Source organism: Pseudomonas brassicacearum, assembly GCF_003732225.1.
GTDB lineage: Bacteria > Pseudomonadota > Gammaproteobacteria > Pseudomonadales > Pseudomonadaceae > Aquipseudomonas > Aquipseudomonas brassicacearum_E.
This window is the reverse complement of the sequence record NZ_MOBJ01000022.1, coordinates 70456-93221: the sequence shown is the minus strand read 5'-3', so window position 1 is coordinate 93221 and position 22766 is coordinate 70456. Positions and strand designations below refer to the sequence as shown.

The 22766-nt window shown below is 60.0% G+C and carries 24 protein-coding genes and 1 pseudogene; 9 read left to right on the top strand and 16 right to left on the bottom strand.

The genetic code is table 11. The features are described 5' to 3' along the window. Nucleotides 1-105 (top strand): DUF3303 family protein (locus BK659_RS28185; protein WP_311196707.1); only part of this gene is annotated, 105 nt, incomplete at its 5' end. Between the two features lie 325 nt (nucleotides 106-430). Beyond that, a pseudogene (locus BK659_RS28470) lies at nucleotides 431-520 on the top strand (DUF3303 domain-containing protein); the annotation flags it as partial. 234 nt (nucleotides 521-754) lie between these two features. On the opposite strand, the gene BK659_RS24095 reads toward BK659_RS28470, so the two are convergent. Both BK659_RS24095 and BK659_RS24090 read right to left on the bottom strand, forming a co-directional pair. After that, nucleotides 755-1543 (bottom strand): ABC transporter substrate-binding protein, encoded by a 789-nt coding sequence (locus BK659_RS24095; RefSeq protein ID WP_123427758.1) that lies wholly within the window; start codon nucleotides 1541-1543, stop codon nucleotides 755-757. A gap of 96 nt (nucleotides 1544-1639) precedes the next feature. Further along, nucleotides 1640-2821, bottom strand: a complete 1182-nt coding sequence (locus tag BK659_RS24090; RefSeq protein WP_123427756.1) for a M20 aminoacylase family protein — start codon at nucleotides 2819-2821, stop codon at nucleotides 1640-1642. Nucleotides 2822-2927: 106 nt separating this feature from the next. On the opposite strand from BK659_RS24090, the gene BK659_RS24085 reads away from it, so the two are divergent. Continuing rightward, on the top strand, nucleotides 2928-3917 hold the full coding sequence (locus tag BK659_RS24085) for a LysR substrate-binding domain-containing protein (protein WP_185015464.1): 990 nt from the start codon (nucleotides 2928-2930) through the stop codon (nucleotides 3915-3917). 28 nt (nucleotides 3918-3945) lie between these two features. Here the strand turns inward: BK659_RS24085 and BK659_RS24080 are convergent, their stop codons facing one another. Further along, a complete protein-coding gene (locus tag BK659_RS24080) occupies nucleotides 3946-4656 on the bottom strand; it encodes a FadR/GntR family transcriptional regulator (RefSeq protein WP_123427752.1) in 711 nt (236 codons plus the stop codon). Nucleotides 4657-5160: 504 nt separating this feature from the next. Here BK659_RS24080 and BK659_RS24075 point away from each other — a divergent pair. The 3 genes from BK659_RS24075 to BK659_RS24065 all read left to right on the top strand — a co-directional run bounded on the left by BK659_RS24075 (nucleotide 5161) and on the right by BK659_RS24065 (nucleotide 8943). Beyond that, nucleotides 5161-6519, top strand: coding sequence for an MFS transporter (locus tag BK659_RS24075; RefSeq protein WP_123427750.1), 1359 nt, complete (start codon nucleotides 5161-5163; stop codon nucleotides 6517-6519). Nucleotides 6520-6558: 39 nt separating this feature from the next. Beyond that, nucleotides 6559-7908 carry a glucarate dehydratase gene (gene gudD, locus BK659_RS24070; protein ID WP_123427748.1) on the top strand — a complete coding sequence of 450 codons (1350 nt, stop codon included), beginning with the start codon at nucleotides 6559-6561 and terminating at the stop codon, nucleotides 7906-7908. Between the two features lie 243 nt (nucleotides 7909-8151). Then, entirely contained in the window at nucleotides 8152-8943 is a 792-nt protein-coding gene (locus tag BK659_RS24065) for a glycosyltransferase family 2 protein (RefSeq protein ID WP_123427746.1), read from the top strand. Here the strand turns inward: BK659_RS24065 and thpR are convergent. Together thpR and BK659_RS24055 are read right to left on the bottom strand one after the other, a co-directional pair. After that, nucleotides 8932-9495 carry an RNA 2',3'-cyclic phosphodiesterase gene (gene thpR, locus BK659_RS24060; RefSeq protein WP_123427744.1) on the bottom strand — a complete coding sequence of 188 codons (564 nt, stop codon included), beginning with the start codon at nucleotides 9493-9495 and terminating at the stop codon, nucleotides 8932-8934. The genes BK659_RS24065 and thpR overlap by 12 nt on opposite strands. Before the next feature lie 34 nt (nucleotides 9496-9529). Beyond that, complete coding sequence (locus BK659_RS24055; RefSeq protein WP_123427741.1) at nucleotides 9530-11101, bottom strand: L,D-transpeptidase family protein; 1572 nt, start codon at nucleotides 11099-11101, stop codon at nucleotides 9530-9532. A 150-nt stretch (nucleotides 11102-11251) separates the two neighbouring features. Between BK659_RS24055 and BK659_RS24050 the strand changes: the two genes are divergently transcribed. Both BK659_RS24050 and BK659_RS24045 read left to right on the top strand, forming a co-directional pair. Then, a complete protein-coding gene (locus BK659_RS24050) occupies nucleotides 11252-11950 on the top strand; it encodes a murein L,D-transpeptidase catalytic domain family protein (protein ID WP_123427739.1) in 699 nt (232 codons plus the stop codon). Nucleotides 11951-12003: 53 nt separating this feature from the next. Beyond that, nucleotides 12004-12918, top strand: coding sequence for a LysR family transcriptional regulator (locus BK659_RS24045; protein WP_123427737.1), 915 nt, complete (start codon nucleotides 12004-12006; stop codon nucleotides 12916-12918). A gap of 140 nt (nucleotides 12919-13058) precedes the next feature. Here the strand turns inward: BK659_RS24045 and madM are convergent, their stop codons facing one another. The 9 genes from madM to mdcA all read right to left on the bottom strand — a co-directional run bounded on the left by madM (nucleotide 13059) and on the right by mdcA (nucleotide 20325). Continuing rightward, entirely contained in the window at nucleotides 13059-13823 is a 765-nt protein-coding gene (gene madM / locus BK659_RS24040) for a malonate transporter subunit MadM (protein WP_123427735.1), read from the bottom strand. A 1-nt stretch (nucleotide 13824) separates the two neighbouring features. Then, complete coding sequence (gene madL / locus BK659_RS24035) at nucleotides 13825-14241, bottom strand: malonate transporter subunit MadL (RefSeq protein ID WP_123427733.1); 417 nt, start codon at nucleotides 14239-14241, stop codon at nucleotides 13825-13827. 64 nt (nucleotides 14242-14305) lie between these two features. Beyond that, the gene (mdcH, locus tag BK659_RS24030; protein ID WP_123427731.1) at nucleotides 14306-15226 is read right to left on the bottom strand and encodes a malonate decarboxylase subunit epsilon; all 921 of its coding nucleotides are present in this window, start codon (nucleotides 15224-15226) and stop codon (nucleotides 14306-14308) included. Then, nucleotides 15223-15843: a malonate decarboxylase holo-ACP synthase gene (locus BK659_RS24025; protein ID WP_123427729.1), complete on the bottom strand. Its 621-nt coding sequence runs from the start codon at nucleotides 15841-15843 to the stop codon at nucleotides 15223-15225. The genes mdcH and BK659_RS24025 overlap by 4 nt, the downstream gene beginning before the upstream one ends. Further along, nucleotides 15837-16640 carry a biotin-independent malonate decarboxylase subunit gamma gene (mdcE, locus tag BK659_RS24020; RefSeq protein WP_123427727.1) on the bottom strand — a complete coding sequence of 268 codons (804 nt, stop codon included), beginning with the start codon at nucleotides 16638-16640 and terminating at the stop codon, nucleotides 15837-15839. Before mdcE ends, BK659_RS24025 begins: the two co-directional genes overlap by 7 nt. Then, a complete protein-coding gene (locus BK659_RS24015) occupies nucleotides 16637-17488 on the bottom strand; it encodes a biotin-independent malonate decarboxylase subunit beta (RefSeq protein ID WP_123427726.1) in 852 nt (283 codons plus the stop codon). The genes mdcE and BK659_RS24015 overlap by 4 nt, the downstream gene beginning before the upstream one ends. Beyond that, nucleotides 17481-17780, bottom strand: a complete 300-nt coding sequence (locus BK659_RS24010) for a malonate decarboxylase subunit delta (protein ID WP_123427724.1) — start codon at nucleotides 17778-17780, stop codon at nucleotides 17481-17483. Before BK659_RS24010 ends, BK659_RS24015 begins: the two co-directional genes overlap by 8 nt. Beyond that, on the bottom strand, nucleotides 17780-18655 hold the full coding sequence (locus tag BK659_RS24005) for a triphosphoribosyl-dephospho-CoA synthase (protein ID WP_123427722.1): 876 nt from the start codon (nucleotides 18653-18655) through the stop codon (nucleotides 17780-17782). The genes BK659_RS24010 and BK659_RS24005 overlap by 1 nt, the downstream gene beginning before the upstream one ends. Further along, nucleotides 18655-20325, bottom strand: coding sequence for a malonate decarboxylase subunit alpha (gene mdcA / locus BK659_RS24000; protein ID WP_123427720.1), 1671 nt, complete (start codon nucleotides 20323-20325; stop codon nucleotides 18655-18657). The genes BK659_RS24005 and mdcA overlap by 1 nt, the downstream gene beginning before the upstream one ends. 239 nt (nucleotides 20326-20564) lie before the next feature. On the opposite strand from mdcA, the gene BK659_RS23995 reads away from it, so the two are divergent. Next, complete coding sequence (locus tag BK659_RS23995) at nucleotides 20565-21506, top strand: Dyp-type peroxidase (RefSeq protein WP_404942546.1); 942 nt, start codon at nucleotides 20565-20567, stop codon at nucleotides 21504-21506. A gap of 67 nt (nucleotides 21507-21573) precedes the next feature. On the opposite strand, the gene BK659_RS23990 is transcribed toward BK659_RS23995, so the two are convergent. Both BK659_RS23990 and cydB read right to left on the bottom strand, forming a co-directional pair. After that, nucleotides 21574-21759, bottom strand: coding sequence for a DUF2474 domain-containing protein (locus BK659_RS23990; protein ID WP_123427716.1), 186 nt, complete (start codon nucleotides 21757-21759; stop codon nucleotides 21574-21576). Beyond that, entirely contained in the window at nucleotides 21746-22762 is a 1017-nt protein-coding gene (gene cydB, locus BK659_RS23985) for a cytochrome d ubiquinol oxidase subunit II (protein ID WP_123427715.1), read from the bottom strand. Before cydB ends, BK659_RS23990 begins: the two co-directional genes overlap by 14 nt. Between the last annotated feature and the right edge of the window lie 4 nt (nucleotides 22763-22766).

Below are 22766 nucleotides of genomic sequence, written 5' to 3'. Positions count from 1 at the left end.
CGTGCCATTAGCAAGGAATGGAGTGACCTTTTGGCCATGGAGATTCTCCCCGCATTGACGGATGAGCAGGCGGCTCCGCTGCTGGCAGCGGCGCTTGGCAAATAACCGTCGGCGTCTATTGATCGTTCCCATGCTCCCGTGGGAACGATTGCCAGTCAATTCTGGCAAGCGAAGCAAATCCAGTGTGGGAGCGAGCTTGCTCGCGATAGCGGTTTTACATTCGGCATCAATGTTGACTGTCACACCGCTATCGCGAGCAAGCTCGCTCCCACATTTGATCTTTGCTGTTTCGAACCGAGCGTTCGCTTAACTAACTGGCATTAGCCCGGGCGACTGCTCCGTTCAAGATGCCGAGCTGAGTTTACTTCGCGCCGTAAATATCGAAGTCGAAGTACTTTTTGTTGATCTTCGCGTACGTGCCATTAGCAAGGAATGGAGTGACCTTTTGGCCATGGAAATTCTCCCCGCATTGACGGATGAGCAGGCGGCTCCGCTGCTGGCAGCGGCGCTTGGCAAGTAACCGACGGCGCCTATTGATCGTTCCCACACGCCCGTGCGGGAACGATCAGAATCAAGCCAGTACACAATCCGTAGCAGCTGCCGAGCCCGCGAGGCTGCGTTCGGCTGCGTAGCAGTCGTAAAGTCTGGCAGCGCGTTCTTTCAGGCAAACCGTATGCACCGGATTTGCGAGGACTTCGTCCTCGAACGCAGCCTCGCAAGCTCGACAGCTGCTACGGAACATATCGAGCGGGGATTACTTCGCGCCGTAGATGTCGAAGTCGAAGTACTTTTTGTTGATCTTCGCGTACGTGCCATTAGCAAGAATCGTCGCCAGGGCCTTGTTCAGGTCTTCACGCAGTTCAACATCATTCTTGCGCACGCCAATACCGTCACCGATGCCGAAGAATTCCGGGTTGTCCAGCGTCCCGCCGGCAAACTCGTAGTCCTTGCCCGCCGGTTTATTCAGAAACCCGTAACTGGCCTGAATCGAGCCTTGCAAAGAGGCATCGAGCCGCCCTACCACGAGGTCGGCGTAGACCTGATCCTGATTCTGATAAGACAGAATCTCTACGCCCTGCTTGCCCCAGACCGATTTCGCAAACGCTTCCTGGGTCGAGCCCTGCTCCACGCCTATGCGCTTGCCTTTGAGCGACTCGAGGGTCGGTTGCAGGTCCGATCCGCGCTTGATGACCAGGCGTGCCGGCGCGTTGGAGACCTTGTCGCTGAACGCAATCTGCTCCTGACGCTTGGGGGTGACGGTCATCGACGAAGCGATAGCGTCGAACTTGCGCGCCAGCAGCCCCGGAATCATCCCGTCCCAGCTGCTTTCAACCCAGACGCATTTGGCGTGCAACTCCGCACACAGCGCGTCGGCGATGTCGACGCCAAAGCCGGTCAGCGTGCCATCCTGGTTTTTGTATTCCAGCGGTGGGTACGTCGGGTCAATACCCAGTCTCAACACTTTGCCGGACCAGTCGGCCGCGCCGGCCAGGCCGGATGCCGTCATGAAAACCAGTGAAACCGCCGCGATCATCTTATTCATTGTTATTTTCCTCCAGGGGTTCGCCGAGTCGGGTTACCGACAGCTTTTTGTACAACCGTGATGTTTGAAAATATTGATGTTCAAAAACTGTGCGCCTCAACGCAGAAAACCCTCGGCCAACTTCACCCAATAGCTCGCCCCTATCGGCAGGCAGGCATCATTGAAGTCGTAACCGGGATTGTGCAGCAAACAGCTGCCATCGCCATCGCCATTGCCATGGCCATTGCCGATCACCAGATAACTGCCGGGGCATTTCTCGAGGATGAACGCGAAGTCCTCGCTGGCGGTGAAGGGCCGCAGGTCTTCGATCAGTTGCCCTTCCCCCAGCCACTCCCGCGCTACCTGATGGGCAAATGCGGTTTGCTCGGGATCGTTGATCAGCACCGGATGGCAGTGGAAATAATCGATTTCGGCCCGCGCGCCGAAACTCGCCGCCTGCCCGTTTACCAGCTCGGTGATTCTGAGTTCGAGCAATTGGCGAACTTCAGGCGTCAACGCGCGCACGCTCAGGATCATTTCGGCGGACGCGGGAATCACATTCGAAACCTTCCCGGCATGAATCGAACCCACGGTGATGATCGCCGTTTCTTGCGGATTGACGTTGCGCGAGACAATGCTCTGCAGGGCAATCACGATCGACGAGCAGACCACCACCGGGTCGATCGCCTTGTGCGGCACCGCGCCATGGCCACCGGTGCCGATGATTTTGATCGTGACGGTATCGGCAGACGCCATGAACGGCCCGCTGTAGAACCCCAACTGCCCGGCGGGATAGCCCGGTATGTTGTGCATGGCAAATATCGCATCACATGGGAAACGTTCGAACAGCCCGTCCTCAAGCATCTTCTGTGCACCGCCCAGGCCTTCTTCGGCCGGCTGGAAAACCAGATTCAGCGTGCCGTTGAAATCCCGCGTTTGCGCCAGGTATTTAGCCGCCGCCAGCAAGGTTGCCGTATGACCGTCGTGGCCGCAGGCATGCATCACGCCGTCGATCCGACTGGCATAGGGCAACCCCGTGGCTTCCTGAATCGGCAGTGCATCCATGTCAGCGCGCAGCCCAAGCGACCGCCCTTGACCATTTTTCAGGGTCCCGACCACGCCGGTCTTGCCCACCCCTTTGCTGACTTCATACCCCCACTGCGTCAAGCACTGCGCCACCAGCTCACTGGTGGTGAACTCTTCAAACCCAAGCTCGGGGTGCGCGTGAATACGCTGACGCAGGGCGATCATTTCATCCTGCAGCGCAGCGATTCCCGGCAGGACGTGGTCAGCATTCATGGGTGTGCTCCTTGATAAGATTATTCAGCTGCCCGCGACTCGACCTGGGCGCTGCTGGATTCGATCTTAGGGAATGGGTCGTAGGCTGGGGAGGCTCAGTTTGGTTATGATGACAACCAACAGTTGTCGCCATGGTGAGCAGATGAAACTGCATCAATTACAAGCCCTGATCGCCAGCGCCGAGACCGGCAGCATCCGTGCCGCTGCGCGCTCGCTGGACATGTCCCAGGCCGCCGTGACCAAAGCCCTGCGCGAGCTGGAAACCGAACAACAGGTACCGCTGTTCGTCAGAACCCCCAGTGGCCTGAATTTCACCGAGTTTGGCAAGGTGCTGCTGATGCACGCCCGGCTGGTGCTCAAGCAACTGGAGCATGCGCAGACCGAACTCGATCACCTGCGCGGCAAGGCTCAGGGGCGACTCTGCGTCGGGGTCACGCCCTGGGTCGCGCTAACCTTCTTGCCCGAAGTGGTATTGGCCTTTCGAGCACGCATGCCAGACATCCAGCTGGAATTGTTCGAAAGCCTGATGGCGGTGGCCCAGCCACTGCTGCGCGATGGCAGCATGGACTTCGCCATTGGCCAGCTTCACCCCGCACAAGCGACCCCGGAATTTACCTGCGAAACCCTGCTTGATTACCAGACCTCGGTGCTGGTTCGCCAGGGTCATCCGCGACAGAACGCACGGTCGATTCACGAATTGCTCGATCAGGACTGGACCCTGAACTACGCGCCAGACGGCCACGATGCGCTGATGCAGGAGCTGTTCTGGAGGCACAACGCGCAGATTGATGAAAAACGCATCGTGCGCGCCCATTCACTGGCGATTCTGCAAATGATGCTCGAGCGGGCCGACATGTGCACCTGGGGCCCGACCATCCTGAGCACTGCCCCGCCCTTCCTCGGCCGCTTGGTTTCGCTGAACCTGACCGAGCAGTTCGAACCGAGACAGCTGAGCATCGTCACCCGACGCAACGGCTCGCTGAGCAATCCGGCGCTGTGTTTTACCGAGTGCCTGTTACAGGTGATTCGGCGCCATGCGCGTTCGGCGAAGCAGGAAGATCGACAGCTGTTTGAAACGCTGCGGTTGCTGGTTTGAGGGGCAATGTCGTTGCTCTGAGATTGCCTCACTCAACCGCCATACGCTCCAGGCTATTGCTCAAATGCAGCAGCATGGCCGCTCTGGCCGCGTCGGGGTCCTGTCGGCGAATCGCATTGAAGATCGCTTCGTGCTCCAGATTGGCTGCTTGGCCCAGCTTCATCAGATCGGTGCTGCCACGTTCCTGCGCATTGATCCGCGTGCGAGGTATGACCGAGTTACCCAACTGATAGATGATGTCGGTGAAGTACGTATTCCCGGTGGCTTCGGCAATCAGCCGATGAAAACGCACGTCAGGCTCAACGCTGCTGTCGTTATTGGCCAGTGAGCTCTGGTAATCGTCTAGCGCCTGGCGCATCCGGACAAGCTGATCGTCCGTTCGGCGCTTCGCGGCCAGGGCGGCGGCTTGCGTCTCCAGCCCCATGCGAAGTTCGAGAATCCCCCGCACGCTGATCGCGGTGTCGCTGCTCAGGCGAAAACCCTGATGCTGGTCACGCTCCAGGGCAAACGTTCCCACGCCATGCCGGGTTTCAACCAGCCCCGATGCCTGCAACTTGGAGATGGCCTCGCGAACCACGGTGCGACTGACGCCGTGCTCACGAACAATCGTCGACTCCGAGGGCAGTTTTTCACCGGGCGCGATCTGCCCGAGCAGGATGCGTTGAGTCAGCTCGGCGACAATATCGTGCGCCAGACCGGGCGCGCGCTTGCGGCCTGAACCATTGGATTCGTTTTGCATGTGGTCCGACCCGTTCAAATGAGGCTCCAGAATACTACCGTCATTACACAATCCGTAGCAGCTGGCGCAGCCTGCGTTCGGGTGCGAAGCAGCCGTAAATCCTGCCTCCATGGTTAACCTGAAAAAACGTGGTGTCTGATTTCACGACCGCTGCGCGGCCGAACGCAGGCTGCGCCAGCTGCTACGGGGGTTGTGCTGATTTTGCAACTCAACACGTCAGACAACATAGCTGTTTCAGCAGTTTTATTCGACTCCATCGCCTGCATGTTGACCTAAACACTCATTTTTAAAACTGAAACGCCGAGTCAAAATCGAGCTTAAACCGCTGAAAACGCGTCAAAAACACACATTTAAATCTTACACCCCCAGTTTTTATAGCCATTTGGTCGCAAGACTCATATTGCGACTCAAAAATCTCACTTGTATGATGACTGGCAACTTAATTCACAAAACAACACTGCAGCACCACACCCGCATAACAATAATCAGTGGGAGTCATGAACCGTGAGCAACTCAAGCAACGCACCTGCCGTCTCGCCGGACAATCCTGTCCTGGCGCGCGCCATTTCGAAAGTGAAGAGCCATGTGCTCCCGCTCTTCGTCATCATGTTCATCGTCAATTACATCGACCGCGTCAACATTGGCTTCGTCCGCACCCACATGGAACACGACCTGGGCATCGGTGCCGCGGCGTATGGGCTCGGTGCAGGTTTGTTCTTCATTGGTTATGCGCTGTTCGAAGTACCCTCGAACATGCTGCTGCAAAAGGTCGGTGCGCGTTTCTGGCTGACCCGGATCATGTTCACCTGGGGCATTACCGCCACGCTGATGGCCTTCATCCAGAACGAAACCCACTTCTACATCTTGCGGTTTCTGCTGGGCGTGGCCGAAGCCGGTTTCTTCCCGGGCGTCATCTACTACTTCACTCGGTGGTTGCCCGGCGTCGAGCGCGGTAAAGCCATCGCGATCTTCCTCAGTGGCTCGGCATTCGCCTCGCTGATCTCGGGCCCGTTGTCCGGCATGCTGCTGCAAATCAACGGCCTGGGCATGCATGGCTGGCAGTGGATGTACATCATTGAAGGCATGGCGTCGGTGTTTCTGTGCTTCTTCGTCTGGTTCTGGCTGGACTCCAAACCGCACGACGCCAAGTGGCTGAGCCGTGAAGAGCAGGACGCACTCGTCGACGAAATCGAGCGCGAACAACGTGAGCGCGACGCCGCCCACACGGTCAAACCGACCTTGGGCAAACTGCTCAAGGACCGTCAGATCATGCTGTTTTGCGCCCTGTACTTCTGCATTCAGCTGACGATCTATGCCGCCACCTTCTGGCTGCCCGGCATCATCAAAAAGATGGGCGACCTCAGCGATGTTCAGGTGGGTTTCTACAACTCGATTCCCTGGCTGATTTCGATTGTGGCCATGTATGCCTTCGCCGCACTGTCGGGCAAGTTCAAGTTCCAGCAGGCCTGGGTCGCCGCTGCGCTGCTGATCGCCGCCACGGGCATGTTCCTGTCGACCACGGGCGGGCCGATCTTCGCCTTTATCGCCATCTGCTTTGCAGCGATTGGGTTCAAGTCGGCGTCTTCGCTGTTCTGGCCGATTCCCCAAGGCTACCTCGATGCCCGGATCGCCGCCGCGGTCATCGCCCTGATCAACTCCATCGGCAACCTCGGCGGGTTCGTCGCCCCGACGACCTTCGGCTTCCTGGAGCAAACCACCGGTTCCATTCAGGGCGGGCTGTATGGCTTGGCGGGCACCTCGATCATCGCTGCGCTGCTGGTGTTTTTCGCCAAGACCAAACCCACGGTAACGGACGCAGCCGACACCGACATTCACCAACCCGCGCTGGGTAAATCGCACTGATCGGCGATTGGGTCGAACTGACAAAAACAGGAAATGAACATGAATACCGAACACCTTTACCACACCGGAAAAGCCCCGCTGATCACCAGCCTTCAGGTCATTCCTGTTGCCGGCCACGACAGCATGCTGATGAACCTCAGCGGCGCCCACGGCCCATTCTTCACTCGCAATATCGTCATTCTCAAGGACAGCTCCGGCAACATCGGCGTCGGTGAAGTCCCCGGCGGCGAGCGCATTCGTGAAACCCTGGAAGACGCCCGCAGCCTGGTGGTCGGGCAGCCGATCGGCAAATACCAAAGCATCCTGAACGCCATGCGCAGCGCTTTCGCGGCCCGCGACTCGGCCGGCCGTGGCCTGCAAACCTTTGACTTGCGCATCACCATTCATGCGGTGACCGCCATGGAGGCCGCCCTGCTGGACTTGCTCGGCCAGTTCCTCGAAGTCCCGGTGGCGGCCTTGCTCGGCGAAGGCCAGCAACGTGACGCGGTAAAGATGCTCGGTTATCTGTTCTACATTGGTGACCGCAACCAGACCGATCTGGCGTACCGCAGCGAACCCGATGCGGATGACTGGTTCCGCTTGCGTCACGAACAGGCGATGACGCCTGAAGCCATCGTGCGCCTGGCCGAGGCCGCCAAGGCCAAATACGGTTTCAACGACTTCAAGCTCAAGGGCGGCGTGTTGAGCGGCGATGAAGAAATTGAAGCTGTTACTGCTTTGGCCGAGCGCTTTCCTGATGCGCGCATCACCCTCGACCCGAATGGCGCATGGTCGCTTAAAGAAGCCATCCGTTTGTGCCGCGATCAGCATCACGTTCTCGCTTACGCCGAAGACCCATGCGGCGCTGAAAACGGTTATTCCGGCCGTGAGGTGATGGCCGAATTTCGCCGAGCCACCGGTCTGCCGACGGCGACCAACATGATTGCTACAGACTGGCGCGAAATGGGCCATGCCATCCAGCTACAGTCGGTGGACATTCCATTGGCCGATCCGCACTTCTGGACCATGCAAGGCTCGGTACGCGTGGCGCAGATGTGCCATGAGTGGGGGCTGACCTGGGGCTCTCATTCCAACAATCACTTCGACATTTCGCTGGCGATGTTCACCCAGGTTGCGGCAGCTGCACCCGGCGAGATCACCGCAATCGACACCCACTGGATCTGGCAGGACGGGCAACGCCTGACCAAGGAGCCTCTGCAAATCGTCGACGGTCACATCGAGGTTCCAGCCAGACCCGGCCTGGGCGTCGATATCGACATGGACGCCGTCGCCAAGGCCCACGAACTCTACAAAGGCATGGGCCTGGGCGCGCGTGACGACAGCGTGGCCATGCAGTTCATGATTCCCGGCTGGAAGTTCGATAACAAAAAGCCCTGCCTGGTGCGCTGAGTCCCGGCTGCTACGCAGAGTGATGCCCTGAAGCACGCGAGGACTGGTTCATTTCCACGTAAGAACCTGTCCTCGTCCTCTCTCGAATAGATCTATCCCCTTCGCCCGCCCGACTCCCCCGCTCATCAGAAACAGAAACAACCCTGTCAAAAAATTTATCCATGTGGGAACAGGCCGAAAGATTGCCCTCTTTAGGATGAGCGCAAGCCTGAAGTTCAGGCAGCAATCGAGGCTCACCCACTCATGACGCATCCACTTTCGACCAAGGCCAACTACAGCATTGTGTTGGTCAACTATAAATCGCTTGAACTGACCAAAACCTGCCTGGAACTGCTGCGCGAGCATGTGCAGGCGGCAGGCGTGCCGGTATTTGTAGTGGACAACTATTCGAACGATGCGAGCAGCGAATACCTGCGCACGCTCGACTGGATCAACCTGATCGAGCGTAAAAGCAACGGCCCTGAAGCCGGGAGTATGGCTCACGGCCGAGCCCTGGATCTTGCCCTGGAGCAGGTTGAAACCGAGTACCTGTTCTTGTTGCACACCGATACGTTCATTTACGACCCGGCTGTTTTCGGCCTGATGCTCAGCCAGTGCGCAGGCCCGCAAGAAGTAGCGGCGGTCGGCTGCCTGGAACAGCTGAATCGAGGCGTGACCCGATCGGCCTGGCGCCTGACTTCACGGTTTTTCAAACACTACACACGGCGTAGTCTGCTGGCCTTGGGGTTTAATGCAAAGACGCCGAAACCGTTCAAAGAAGTTCACTTGAAGAGCTTTTGCACCCTGTGGAATGCTCGACTGATCAAACAGCACGGGCTGCACTTTCATATGGATGAGCGTAATCCCGGTTATGAGCTGCAAGATCGAATGGCGGCGTTGAACTACAAGATCGGCTTTATTTCGCCACGCACGATATTCCGTTATCTGGACCATATTCAAAGCGGGACGGTTTCAGCGATGGGCGGTTATGCAAATAGCCACCGCAGGGTCAAGATGTACCACCAACTGACTGGAGCGAGCCCCCTATTCTCCTGACCCGGTCATTGATAACAGAGGCCATTCAGCCAGCGCCCGATAGCGACCTTTATGCGATTCGAACAGGGCGAAATGCCTGGCACTCAAGTGAAAGTCGGGGGGCGTCTCCGACTCCGGGACAGGCTCTCGAAAGTCCCGCATCAAGGTCAAATGAGGACGATATTCCCGGGGCTCGTCGACAAACCCAAGCGGCAGCATCGCCTGTTGCAAGGCGTAAACCATCTGACGCAAAGGCAGCGGTGTCTGCTTTGGCGCGAGTAATAAAATGCCGGCTCGACGCCATGCATCCAGATGATCGAGCGATACATTCAACGGCTCGCCTGGCGTTCGTACTTGCGCGGCAGCCGCGCAGATAACCGGAACCTGCGCCACCGCCACAGCCCCCAGAAACATCAGCGTCAGATGAAAGTTTTCCGCTGGCACCGGGCGCCCGCTACCCAGCCCAAGAGCGCTTCGCCATTGGGCGATGGCTCGGCGTTGGGCAATGGCGCAGGGCAGCGCAAAGAACAGCCGCTTGAACGGTTCGCCCTGCTCACGCGGCTCATTATTCATGTTTTGTATCTCCAAACCGGGGTGAGAGTCCTGCTCAGGACTTGCTGCCCAGCGCGGCCGACAAGGCTGCATCACGCCCATAAATATCCGGGGCATAGAGCAACCGGCCATGGCTGTCGGCTTGCACCGTCCAGTAGCTGAGCAGGATCGGCACCGGTTTGGCCAGCCTGAATTCGTGGGTAAGCCCTGTCGCCAGCAACTCGTTGGTACGCACACGCTCCGCCGGACTCAACAACAGATCGCGCAGTTGCATCGCTTGCTCGACCCGCACACAGCCTGAGCTGAAGGCGCGCGGCCCCTTGTTGAATAGCGCCTGGCTGGGGGTGTCATGCAGGTACACGGAGAACGGATTGGGAAAGCGGATCGCCATCTGTCCCAGCGGGTTCTTCGGTCCGGCATCCTGGCGCAAGAGGATGTTGCCAGGGTTATCCCAGTCGATATCGTCCGCCACCAACGGATGGCCGTCGCTATCCAGCACCTGCAGGTTTTGTTTACTCAGGAACGTCTGATCCCGGCGAATCTCCGGCAGCTTGTCTTCACGCATGATGGTCGGCGGCACCGTCCAGGTCGGGTTCAGGGTCAGGCGCGTGACCGACGATTTCAGCAGCGGGGTCTGCCGCTCGGCACGCCCCACCTGGGTCCGCGTCTGCCAGACCGGCACACCGGCCTGATAGACGGTCAACTGCGCCGCGGCCACATTGATCAGCAAGCCATTGGGCTCCAGATCCTGCGCCAGCCAGCGAAAGCGTTCGAGGTTGATGCGCAGTTGCTCGCGCCGCGTCGCCGGACTGACATTCAACTCAACCACCGTGTCCGATCCAACCATGCCATCCGCTTGCAGCGAATGGCTTAGCTGGAAGTTTTTCACCGCACTCACCAGTTCCGTGTTGTAGGCGGTGCCGAGACTCGCGGAAACGCTGGGCAGATAGCCCTCGCTGAACAACCGCCGCGCCAACACCGGTATTCGCGCGTCATGCGTGCCGGGGCGCAACAAAGGCCCGCTGGCGACTGCTGGCCAATGGGGCAACGCCTGCTGGCGCTGGCGGGCATAAACGCGGCGCAAACTCTGATAAAGCTCAAGGCTTGGACGGGCCTGCTGAAAAGCCGCCGCAATGTCCTGCAAACCCGGCCCGGCGATGGCAAGCACCTCGGCGTGTCGATCCTGCGGCAACGCCTGCGCATGCCACAGCGGCTCGAAACGCGATTGCCGCAAGCGACCGTAGTGCAGGTCCTGCAAGGCTTGCAGGTAATGCGCACTGATGCCGATGTCGACGCACAACGCGTCACCCTCGGAATTGTCCGTGGGCAGGTTATAGCGGCTTGGGTCCAGCCCGTCATCGGCCAACTGCCGCAACTGTGCCTGCAATGCCGACAAGCGCCCGCTGACAGGCCAGATCAGGAGGTAATTTTGCTGCTGATAAAAAGCCTGCAACAGCATTTGCGCAGGTGCGCTCAGGTGCGCGGCCAGGCGTGGGCAATCGACCGGCAATTGAGTGAGCGCCAATTGCAACGGACTGTCGTGATCGGCCAGCTCGTTCTGGGCAGTCGCGACCAATGGCGCAGCGAGCAGGCAAAGGCTCAAGTAACATGCGAGCTTTTTGATCAACAGCTTTACTCCACTCCACGACCGTCACGTAGACGGTCAACCTCTGCAGCCGGTGCGGCAAGCAATAAGGCCAGCGTATCAACAGGCCTGCCGGTGAAATGACAGGACGTCGGGAGTCAACAATAACAATAACAATGAGACTCTCAACACATGCTGACCTTTGTGCGCCGACTCAGTCTGGCAGCGACGACCCTGAGCGCGATTTGCACTCCGGTGCTCGCTGCCAGCACCCACAACCAAGCGTTGTATAACAGCCTCGCGCAGGTCGCTCCGGAACTCAATCCCCAAGCGCTACAAAGTGCCCTGAGCGCCATGCAATGCGCCATCAACAATGGCGCCAGACAAGCCGAACGCCTGGCCGTGATCGACTATTCACAACCTTCCACGGCACGTCGCCTGTGGATCTTCGATCTGCGCAAAAAGTCCCTGGTGCTGCGCGATCTGGTCGCCCACGGGCAAAAGTCCGGGGAAAATTTCGCCACGCAGTTCTCCAATCGCGTCGGCAGCTATCAGTCCAGCCTGGGCCTGTTCCGCACCCAGGAAAGCTACCAGGGCAGCCACGGCTACTCGCTGCGCATGGACGGTCTGGAGCCGGGTTTCAATGACCGCGCACGCGACCGTGACATCGTGATTCACGCGGCCGATTACGTGAGTCCGTTGTGGAGCGAGCGCCAGGGCCGCATCGGACGCAGCCTGGGCTGCCCGGCAGTGCGGCCACAAGTGGCGCGTCAGGTAATCGACACACTCAAGGACGGCCAGTTCATGTTTTCCTGGTACCCCGACCAGCGCTGGCTGAAATCCTCGGCGTACCTCAACTGCCGGCCACACCAGGTGGCCATAAACCCTTGAGCCAAAGGTCGACCAGTAGTGCACAATCGGGCGATTGAAAAAGAGTCTGCGCCATGCTGATCGACGAAGAATTGACCCTGAAAAAGCTGGAAGTGTTCCTGGCCTTCATGCGCACCGGCAACCTGGCCCGTGCGGCGGCCGAACTGCAGACCAGCAATGTCAGTGTGCACCGGGCCATTCACTCGCTGGAAAGCGCACTGCGCTGCCCGCTGTTCAAGCATGAAGGGCGCAGCCTGACGCCACTGGAAAGCGCCTATGTGCTCGAAGAGCGGGCGCAGAAACTGATTCAGGATGTGCTCGAGAGCGTACGCCTGACCCGCGAAGCCGCTGGTTTTTCGGCCGAACGCTTCAAGCTCGGCTCGCTGTATTCACTCACGGTGAAAACGGTGCCGCAACTGATCATGGGCCTGAAGATTCGCCGCAGCGAACTCAACATCGACCTGATCCTCGGCTCCAACTTCGACTTGCTGTACAAGCTCAAAAACATGGAGGTCGATGCGATCCTGGTGTCCCTGGACGACACCGTCAACGACCCGGACTGCGAGCAGATCCCACTGTTTTCCGACGACATCTTCCTCGCCACGCCAGCCGACTCACCGTTTGCCCAACGGAGCGAAGTCGACCTCGCCGAGGTGCGTAACGAGACCTTCATTACCCTGACCCAGGGCTTCGCTACGCACCAGGACGGCATTCGGGTCTTTAAGCAGGCGGGGTTCGAGCCGAAGGTAGCGATGCAGGTCAACGATATCTTCACCCTGCTGAGCATGGTCAGCTCCGGGGTCGGTTATGCGCTCCTGCCAGGGCGGATTGCTGCGGTATACGAGAACCGCGTGAAGCTGGTCCCGTTGCAGGAGCGCTATCGGTTGCAGCAGCACATTGGGGTGGTGTTTCTGAAGGCCAAGGAGCGTGATCCGAATCTGCTGGCGTTGTTGGCGGAGTGTCGGATGTATGCCCATCGACATGCCTGAAACCGAGGTGCCCCCATCGCGAGCAAGCTCGCTCCCACATTAGATTTGTGAGCTGCCACAGATTGCAGCAACACTATCAATCCACTGTGGGAGCGAGCTTGCTCGCGATGGCGTCAGAACAGGCGAGGAAAATCTTGAACCTAGCCGACAATCCCGCGAACGATGAAATACAGCAACGACGGCCCCAGCAGGCAGCCCAACCCTGTATGAAACGTCGCGGTCAGCGCGCCATAAGGTACCAACCGCCGATCCGTCGCCGCGAGGCCCGCCGTCACACCGCTGACGGTGCCGGCCAACCCACCGAAGACCATCGCCGAGCGCGGGTTATCAAGCCCCATCCAGCGCGCCGCCATCGGCGTGCCAACCATCACCAGAATGGCCTTGATCAACCCCGTGGCAATCGACAGCGCGACCACATCGGAACTGGCGCCAATCGCCGCGCCGGTGACCGGACCGACGATGTAGGTCACCGCCCCGGCGCCAATGGTGGTTATGCTCACTGCATCGCGATAACCGAATGCCCAGGCGATGCACGCCCCGACAATAAACGGCAGCACGGTCCCCAGCAGCAGCGCGAGTGCGCCGATAAACCCGGCCTTGCGCGCTTCGGTGGCCTGCACTTCGAAGGCCGTGGCGACGATCGCAAAGTCGCGCAGCATGGCACCGCCCATCAGGCCGATACCGGAAAACACCGCGACGTCCGCCAGGCCTTTCTGCCCGCCGGTGAGCGTGCCGCCGACCCAGGCCAGCACCAACCCGATGACGATGGCAATCGCCGAGCCATGAATCCGTCCGAACGTCAGGCGTTTGGAGAGCACGACGGAGATCCACATGATCACGCCGACGAATGCGAACGCGGTGACCAGATCGTTATGTTTCAGACCCGCTTCCATGAGATTCCACATATCAGTGTCTCCCGATCGAGGCGGCAACCGAGGTTATATCCTCAGGCTCATCCGGCAAGGGCTCGCCCTTGTGGATCCGGCTGATCAAGGCAATGGTGCAGCCGCAGGTCACTACCGAACCGATGGCGGCCAGCACGGCCACCGGACCACCGTGCAAGGCGGCGACGACGTTCTGTTGCGCGGCCATGGCCACCACCACCGGAATGTACATGGCGCCCCAGAAGCCGACGCCCAGCTCGCATTCCGTGGTCATGCCGCCGCGCTTGTGCGTCCACAACTTCGCGAGAATCAGCAGGATCATCGCGATACCGACCCCGCCGACGTTGGACTTGACGCCCAACAACACGCCGAGCATGTCGCCCACGAACACCCCTGCCAGCGTACAGATCGCCAGCAGCGCCACACCGTAAATAATCATTGTTGTCATCCTCAAAGTGCATCGTCGAAGTTATTGTTTTTGTCCTTCGTAGCCTGAGCGGTGTCTAGGGTTGGCGACTGCCCTCCTCACGCAACAGCGCTTGCAACGTATCCAGGCGCGCGCCATCGAAGGCGATGACCGTGCCTTGTTCGAAGACCCGTCGCGCCAATCCGGTGAGCACCGCACCGGGCGGCAGTTCAATGTGCAACCGCACGCCACGCTCGTAGGCGCTTTGTACGGTGCCGCGCCAGTCCACCACCCGGCACATGTTGAATGCCAGGTCATCGCGCAACGCCTCGACCGAACGGATCGGTCGGGCGCGGCTGCCACTCAAGTAGCCCACTGTCGGTAGCTGCAACGGCACGTTGGCAAACGCCTCGGCCAGCACCTGTGCGGGTTCATCGAGCAGCGGGCAATGCGACGGCACGCTGACCGCCAGCCGTTTCGCCAACCCCGCGCCACGCCCCCGGGCCAACTCGGCGACGGCGTTCATCGCCGAGTCGCTGCCGGCGATAACCAGCTGGTTATCAGCATTGATGTTGGCCAGGTAAACCGGCGTCGCGCTGCTGTGAACCTGCGCCAGCAAGCCTTCCACGGTCGCCAGGTCCAGACCGATGATCGCGGTCATGCCGTAGCCCTGGGGATAGGCCTGTTGCATCAGCTCACCCCGCAGGCTGACCAGATGCAGCGCATCGCTGAAGCGCAACGCACCCGCCACCACCGCCGCCGGATAGGCGCCGATGGACAGCCCAGCCACGTAATCCACTGTCGACCCGTGCGGCAACAACATACGCGCCGCAGCGACGCCTGCGATCAGCAGGCACAGCTGAACCGCTCGGGTCGATTTCAGCGCCTGGGCAGAATCAAGTTGCAGAACATCCTCGCCCAGCACCTCGCTCGCCTCGATCACGCTCGCCTCGGGCAAACGATGAAGCATGCCCGGCTGCTGCGCACCTTGGCCCGGGAACACCAACAGGCTGCTCACGCTGTGTGCTCCTGTGGATGCCAAGGGTCGTTCACCAGCCGTGCTTCGCGGGCGTTTTTGAGCAACACCCGCTTTGCCGGACCGGCCCATTCACGCAAGGCAACCGCGCCCAGCGGTGTTTGCAATTGCATGTCCACCGGGCACGCAGCGGCGTCCAGCCACGTCAGCAGTTCCTGCGCCTGAACCCGGTCCAAGGGTTGCGGCGTGCGCAAGATCAAGTCGAGATCGCTGCGCTCATGCAATGCCGTCACGCCGCTGGCCAACTCAAACCCGGCGCTGCCACTGACGCCCCAAACCCAACCGCAGGTATCGAGCATCGGCCGCAGTTGCGCCAGAACCTGCAAGGCCGGCAGGTCACGATCACTCTCGACATGGCAAAGGTCTTCCGGCCGTACCCGACGCTGGATCGCCTCGACCGCCATCAGCGTTGGGAAACGCTGCTCGCGCAACGCTCCACGTACGCCTACTGCAATCTGATCGGCAGCACTCAAGGCGCGTCGAACCACGACTGGTTGACCTTCGCTCATGACCTCGACCACCCACAGCGGCGCATCCGCCGGCAACTGCTCCGGGGTCAGTCCCCAGAGCAGGTCATGGGCCAGAAACCCGTTCACCATTGCTCACGCAACAGTTGGCGAACCTTGCTCGATGCCGCACGGTTGGTCGCGCCCAGACGGGAGCTCAAATCAGCCCCGCTGGCTTCGACGTCGCTTATGGCGTGGAGCAAGCGGTCGATAACCCGAGCCAGATCGCTCGCGGTCGGCTGCTCGACCTGCTCCACCGCCAGGGTTTCCCAGAGCAGGCCGAGGCTGGCATAGCTGTCGATGTCATAGGCCATCGGCGGCACGCTGGCGGCCAGGGCTTCGAGTTCTTCAACGCTGCGCAGGGTGACCCGCGCGGCCGAGACCTTGCCCATGGCGTGAACCATCACCCCAGGGTCACGCAGGGCAATCAGCCGGTTGGCCTGATATCCGTGGGCCAGAAACGCCCCGGACATCGCCTTGCCCACCAGCAAACCGATCACCGCATGCCCGGCCAGTCGTGCTCGGGCATAACTGTCCGCAGCACCGGCCAGGGCCTGATGGATGCCCAGGGCTTCTTCGCGGCGGCCATAAGCCTGGCTTGGCACATCGACGATGGCGATCAGCGCACGCTTCTGTGGTTTGTTGCGATCCGCTTCAATCACCTCATCCACCGCTTTGGCCAGACCCCAGCCCTCCAACAAACCGACCTCGCCGTGACGGGCACGAACAAAGCGGTTCTGCGGATCAGCCACCACCGCGATAAACCGCACGGGCTGCTGACCCAGCATGCCGTCTGCGACTTTCAACGAAGCAGGTAATCCGTCGACGATATTGGAGCCGGCACTCAAGGCTTGAAACCAGTGCAAACCTCTCAGGGAATAACCGCTCATGAGTGCGCTCCTTGATACAGATCGCGAACCGTCGCCGGTTCGATTTGTGGCATCGCGTCCAGACGGGCGAGGCGTTGCAGGAACAGATCTGCCTGGCGACTGCGCTGTTCAGCGGGCAGCCCGTGTTGCAGCAGCTCGCTGACGTGTTGCTGAATCTGCGCCACGTCATCGGCCACATACCGATCCACCAGCCCACTGGCGAACCGTTGCTCGCCGCCGGTCAGGCTCCAGATGAAAGGACGGTCGCGCGAGTCGTATTCCTCGATCCCGGCTTCCTGTTCGATCACTTGCGGACCATTGAGGCCAAGTCGCGCTTCCTGAGTGACCAGCAGATAGCTGCACAACCCGGCGGCAATCGACATGCCGCCAAAACAACCGACGCTGCCGGCCACCACACCGATCACCGGCTGGTACTGGCGCAAATCGACAATCGCCGCATGGATATCGGCAATCGCCGCCAGCCCGAGGTTGGCTTCCTGCAAACGCACGCCACCGGTTTCCAGCAGCAGCACGGCACGGGTGGGGATGCCCTTGCGGTTGTCCTCGGCTGCCAGTTCCAGCGCGCCGGCAATTTTCGCCCCGCCGACCTCACCCAGGCTGCCGCCCTGGAATGCGCCTTCGATGGCGGCGATCACCACCGGCAAACCGCCGATGCTGCCCTTGGCGATCACCACACCGTCATCGGCTTGCGGCACCACGCCCTGACGCGATAGCCACGGCGACATGACCCGCTGAAACGGGTCGAGCAATTCGCGGAAGGTCCCGGCGTCGAGCAAGGCTTTGGCGCGTTGCCGGGCACCGAGTTCGACGAAGCTGCATTTGTTGAGCAATGCTGCGTAGTCACTCATGGCCGATCTCCTCGAAGCCCTGCTCCAGACGCAAGCGCACCACACCAGGAGTGGCTCCGAAATCATGAATATCGATGAGCATCGCCGGCGGTGTCTGGCCGTCGAACATCCGTGCGAACAAATGCTGCCAGCGCTGTTGGCTGCCATTGACCGACGTCTGCACCTGGATCGTCAGCGTGCCGGCCTGCCCCGGTTCGAGCAGCACTTCGAGATCGCCCGAGCCGACACAGCCGACCAGCGCCCTGCCCCGCGCCGGCTGCCCGGCGGGGAATTCAAAGGATAAGGTTTCCATCAGAAAGCTCCCTGGATGACGCCGTCGCAAGAGGAGATGCGGTCGATAAACAGGCAGGCTGCGAGCAAATCCGCAGCGCCGCCGGGCGAGGCATTCAACGCAATTAATTGTTGGTCGAGCAGATGCAGCCGACGGCGACCGGCCAGGCTGGCTGTGCCGCCCGCTTCCAACACCGCCCTGGCGCCGAGTTGCATCGTTTGCAACCCCTGCTCGCCGGCGCGGTAAAGCACGCAGGTATCGGCGAGCGTGGTCATGATCGCCAGCAAGGCATCGAGCCGGGCGTTCTGTTCGCCGCTGCCAGCGGCGCGACTGCGTTGGAGTTGCGGCAGGCCGAATTGCATCACGGCCGGGAAGCCCAGTTGTGCTTCTTCCCGAGCGCCCCGAGCCCCGTAACGTTGCGCCACTTGGGCGCCGTGACTGAACGGACGCGGCGCATCACGATCCTCGAGTAACGCCAGACGTGCGGCGCGCACAGTGACCGAGCTGGCGGCAGTGGATTCAGGTTCCAGCGCGGCGGCGGCGACCAACAGGCCCAAGGCCCAGATCGCCCCGCGATGGGTATTGACACCGTTGGTGGTCGCCAGCATCGCTTGCTCGCCCTCGCGGCCGATCCGCCCGAGGGCTTCGCGCAGCGGCAGACCGACTGCGCCAAACTCGATGGCCGCGTCGGCCATTTCCTTGAACGCCGGCCACAGCGACAGCGCCGAAGCGTGCATCAGCCCCAGGTGCAAATCGCTGTGGGCACCGCTGCCGCGACGGTCCACCAGCGCCGGTTTTGGCGACAGGTCGGCTTCGTCGATCAGGGCGTCTACCGCCAGGTCCGCCAGCCGTTCGGCCAGGGTCAGGCGCTTGGGTTGCAGATTGAGTGCGTGCATTACCAGCTCCTGAACTTGGCGGGCGGGTTGTACAAGCCACCCGACCACTCCACCAGATCGGCGACGCTTTTCGCGGCCAGCAGTTCGCGGGTGGCATCGGTGCGGCGGATGCCGAGGTCTTCGGGCAACGCGATCAACCCTTCACGGCGCATGCGCGCAGTGTCTTTGGGGTTATGCCGCAGGCCGATGGCGGTGACTCCGGCCACGGCCGCGATCATTGCCTGACGCTCTTCCAGCGAGCGTGCCTTGTACAAATAGGCGATGCCTTCTTCGGTGAGCAGGTGCGTGACGTCGTCGCCGTAAATCATGATCGGCGCCAAAGGCATGCCGCTTTTCTTCGCCACTTCAACCGCATCGAGGGTTTCAACGAAGGTCGGCTTACCGCCCTCCTGGAAGGTCTCGACCATTTGCACCACGAGCTTTTTACCACGTTCGAGCAAGGCTTCGGGAGCATCGCCGTGGCGCATGTCGAGCCAGGCCGGGGTGCCGTGACGGCGACCACGCGGGTCATGACCCATGTTCGGCGCGCCACCGAAACCGGCCAGGCGTCCACGGGTCACAGTGGAAGAATGGCCGTCGCCATCCACCTGCAAGGTCGCGCCGATAAACAGGTCGACCGCGTACTGCCCGGCCAGTTGGCAGAACATTCGGTTGGAACGCAAGGAACCGTCGCGACCGGTGAAAAACACGTCCGGCCGTGCGGCGATGTAATTTTCCATCCCCAGTTCGGTGCCGAAGCAATGCACGCTTTCGACCCAGCCACTTTCGATGGCCGGAATCAGGGTCGGGTGCGGATTGAGGGTCCAGTTTCGGCAGATTTTGCCTTTGAGCCCAAGCGATTCGCCATAGGTCGGCAGGATCAGTTCGATGGCCGCCGTGTTGAAACCGATGCCGTGGTTGAGCGACTGAACGTTGTGTTTTTCATAGATCCCGCGGATCGCCATCATTGCCATCAGCACATGCACGGGTTTGATGTGCCGGGGATCGCGGGTGAACAACGGTTCGATGTAGAACGGTTTGTCGGCCACCACCACGAAGTCCACCCAGGACGCGGGAATGTCCACGCGAGGCAACTCGCTGACGTCGTCCACCAACTGGTTGACCTGGACGATCACAATGCCGTCGCTGAAGGCCGCCGGCTCGATCAGCGCCGGTGTGTCTTCGGTGCTCGCTCCGGTGTAGATATTGCCGGCACGGTCGGCCATGAAACCGGCCGAGAGCACCACGTTGGGAATCAGGTCCACCACCAGCCGGGCGTAGAGCTCGATGTACGTATGGATGGCGCCGATTTCCAGCAAGCCATCTTCAAGCAACTGGCTGATGCGCAGGCTCTGGGTGCCGGCGAAGGAGAAGTCGAGCTTGCGGGCGATGCCGCGCTCGAACAGGTCCAGGTGCTCCGAGCGACCGACGCTGGGCATGATCATGTGCAGGTCATGCAGCTTGGCCGGATCGGCCTTGGCCAGAGAGCGGGAAAGAAAGTCCGCCTGCTTCTGGTTGTTGCCCTCCAGCACCACACGGTCGCCAGGCAAAATCAGGGCCTCAAGTGCCGCCACGATCTTGTCGGTGGGCAACACCACACCATCGGCGAGACCTCGTACCTGCTCGAGGCGCCGCAGCTTTTCAGTGCGCCGCCGCGTCCAGCGCGAGTCGGGGGATATTGTTGTTGTCATGCTCACTCCACGGGTTCGCTTTCGTGGAGTTACATTAGGAGCTAATGCTAGAGGCATCAATCAAGATGAGCGGTGAACCGTTACGCTCAGGGTAATGTTTTCTCCGAAAACGACGATGAGCGAGGTACGCCGCATGGCTTGCATGTCCGCTTCGATTGCTGCCTCGAAACCATTACCTGCTACTGTCTTTCACTCCTGTTCCGCCGCTTGTGGAATTATCAATGACAAAACTCATGCCTATGGATAATCAAACTCCTGATCCTCAATCCGTCTGTAGCCCCATTACCAGCAGCGCGATTTTCATCGTGGCAACGCTCAAACCTGGTGGTGAATCTGCTGTAAGGGACTGGTGCGCAGACGTCGCGGCCCTCACGCGCTCGGTCGGCAAGCGTGTCCCCTCGGGTAATTTGTCGTGCGTATGCGGCTTTGGTTCCAGTGCCTGGGATACCTTGTTCGGCAGCCCGCGTCCTGCCTCATTGCACGCGTTTCGCGAGTTCGGTACAGAGGGGCGTCGGGCGGTTGCAACGCCTGGCGACATTTTGCTGCACATTCGTGCGGATCAGATGGACCTGTGTTTCGAATTGGCGACGCAATTGCTCTCAGCGCTTGGCGATGCGATCTCGGTCGTTGATGAAGTTCAGGGCTTCCGTTATTTCGACATGCGCAGCATGGTCGGCTTTGTTGACGGCACCGAAAACCCGGTCGGGCGCCATGCGGTCGACTTCACGATCATTGGTGATGAAGACCCGTCGTTTAGTGGGGGCAGCTATGTGCTGGTACAGAAATACCTGCACAAGATGGACGCGTGGAACGAGTTATCCGTCGAGGCTCAGGAGCGCATTATCGGACGCAAAAAACTCTCCGATATCGAACTCGATGATTCGGTCAAGCCGAGCTGTTCGCACAGTTCCTTGACGACCATCACCAAGGACGGACAAGAGGTGAAAATCCTGCGCGATAACATGCCATTCGGTCGGCCAGGCGCAGGCGAGTTTGGTACGTACTTCATCGGCTATGCGCGTTCGCCAGAACCGATCGAGCAGATGCTCGAGAATATGTTTGTCGGCAGACCCGCGGGCAACTATGACCGACTGCTTGATTTCAGCACGGCGGTCACCGGAGGCTTGTTCTTCGTTCCTTCAGCCGACCTGCTCGAAGAGCTTGCTGATCGCAAGCCTTAAGCCATTGGTACAAAAAAAGGCCCGGTGCGAAAGATCGCGCCGGGCCTTCATCATCTGAAATCAGCCATCAATGAGTGGTCATTCCGGCCATATGCATCATCAGCCGGAAAAAGCTCGCCACTGCCCCCAGTGCAATCACACTGCCGAACCAGATAGCGATCAACCAAAGCACCCGTCGATACCAAGGGGAGGATTGGTTTTGCGTAACCGACTCTTCACTGGCCCGAGCGTTTCTACTGTCAATGGTAGCCATCGCCGATCCTCACTTTTCCGCGGAACACGTAGTAGCTCCAGCAGGTGTACATCAGAATTATTGGCAGAATGAACAACGTGCCGATCAAGATGAATAGCTGGCTTGAAGGTGGCGATGCGGCATCCCACAAACTGATGGAGGGCGGTACGATATTCGGCCAGATACTGAAGGCCAGACCGATATACCCCAGAAATACCAGCGCCAACGTGAACACGAATGGCCAGTGAGAGTGATATTGGCGTAGCGTCCCAAGCAGCCCGAATAGCGCCAGCACCCCAAGGATCAACAACCCGCCAAAGACCACGATATGCGCGTGCGTGAACCAGCGAGTCGCAATCTCGGGATGCAACAATGGTGTCCACACACAGAGCACCGCCACGACCGCCGTGAGGGTGAACGCCAGCGGCCGAGTGTAGTGTCGCATGCGTGATTCAAGCATGCCTTCGGTCTTGACCAGCAACCAGGTACTGCCGAGCAACGCGTAGGCAACGATCAGCCCAAAACCGCAGAACAATGGAAAGGCTGACAGCCAGTCCAGGGTGCCGCCTGCAAACTGACGATTGACCACTGGAATGCCAGCGATATAGGCGCCAATCACGATGCCTTGGCAAAACGTTGCCAGGAGTGAGCCGCCGATAAAGGCCATATCCCAGATATGGCGTTTTTCAGGACTGGCCTTGAACCGGAACTCAAACGCCACGCCACGAAATATCAACCCGGCCAGCATGAAAATCAGTGGCAGATACAACGCCTCCAGAATCACCGAGTAAGCCAAGGGAAACGCACCGTAAAGTGCCGCCCCACCGAGTATCAGCCAGGTTTCGTTACCGTCCCAGACCGGCGCGACGGTGTTCATCATCACATCGCGTTCCTGCCTATCCGGGATGAGCGGGAACAGGATGCCCAATCCCAGATCGAAGCCGTCCATGATCACGTACATCATTACCCCAAAGGCAATGATGACGCCCCAGATCAACGACAGATCTATACCTTGAATGCCCATGATC

Bases quoted from the DNA above. Each gene is read 5' to 3' on its own strand.
- BK659_RS24095 (WP_123427758.1), bottom strand. From the start codon at position 1,543: ATGAATAAGATGATCGCGGCGGTTTCACTGGTTTTCATGACGGCATCC.
- thpR (WP_123427744.1), bottom strand. From the start codon at position 9,495: ATGAATAATGAGCCGCGTGAGCAGGGCGAACCGTTCAAGCGGCTGTTC.
- madM (WP_123427735.1), bottom strand. From the start codon at position 13,823: ATGTGGAATCTCATGGAAGCGGGTCTGAAACATAACGATCTGGTCACC.
- mdcA (WP_123427720.1), bottom strand. From the start codon at position 20,325: ATGACAACAACAATATCCCCCGACTCGCGCTGGACGCGGCGGCGCACT.
- BK659_RS24025 (WP_123427729.1), bottom strand. From the start codon at position 15,843: ATGGTGAACGGGTTTCTGGCCCATGACCTGCTCTGGGGACTGACCCCG.
- BK659_RS24005 (WP_123427722.1), bottom strand. From the start codon at position 18,655: ATGCACGCACTCAATCTGCAACCCAAGCGCCTGACCCTGGCCGAACGG.
- BK659_RS24065 (WP_123427746.1), top strand. From the start codon at position 8,152: ATGACGCATCCACTTTCGACCAAGGCCAACTACAGCATTGTGTTGGTC.
- madL (WP_123427733.1), bottom strand. From the start codon at position 14,241: ATGATTATTTACGGTGTGGCGCTGCTGGCGATCTGTACGCTGGCAGGG.
- BK659_RS24045 (WP_123427737.1), top strand. From the start codon at position 12,004: ATGCTGATCGACGAAGAATTGACCCTGAAAAAGCTGGAAGTGTTCCTG.
- BK659_RS24050 (WP_123427739.1), top strand. From the start codon at position 11,252: ATGCTGACCTTTGTGCGCCGACTCAGTCTGGCAGCGACGACCCTGAGC.
- BK659_RS23990 (WP_123427716.1), bottom strand. From the start codon at position 21,759: ATGGCTACCATTGACAGTAGAAACGCTCGGGCCAGTGAAGAGTCGGTT.
- BK659_RS24080 (WP_123427752.1), bottom strand. From the start codon at position 4,656: ATGCAAAACGAATCCAATGGTTCAGGCCGCAAGCGCGCGCCCGGTCTG.
- BK659_RS24090 (WP_123427756.1), bottom strand. From the start codon at position 2,821: ATGAATGCTGACCACGTCCTGCCGGGAATCGCTGCGCTGCAGGATGAA.
- BK659_RS23995 (WP_404942546.1), top strand. From the start codon at position 20,565: ATGGATAATCAAACTCCTGATCCTCAATCCGTCTGTAGCCCCATTACC.
- BK659_RS24015 (WP_123427726.1), bottom strand. From the start codon at position 17,488: ATGAGTGACTACGCAGCATTGCTCAACAAATGCAGCTTCGTCGAACTC.
- mdcE (WP_123427727.1), bottom strand. From the start codon at position 16,640: ATGAGCGGTTATTCCCTGAGAGGTTTGCACTGGTTTCAAGCCTTGAGT.
- BK659_RS24085 (WP_185015464.1), top strand. From the start codon at position 2,928: ATGATGACAACCAACAGTTGTCGCCATGGTGAGCAGATGAAACTGCAT.
- BK659_RS24010 (WP_123427724.1), bottom strand. From the start codon at position 17,780: ATGGAAACCTTATCCTTTGAATTCCCCGCCGGGCAGCCGGCGCGGGGC.
- cydB (WP_123427715.1), bottom strand. From the start codon at position 22,762: ATGGGCATTCAAGGTATAGATCTGTCGTTGATCTGGGGCGTCATCATT.
- gudD (WP_123427748.1), top strand. From the start codon at position 6,559: ATGAATACCGAACACCTTTACCACACCGGAAAAGCCCCGCTGATCACC.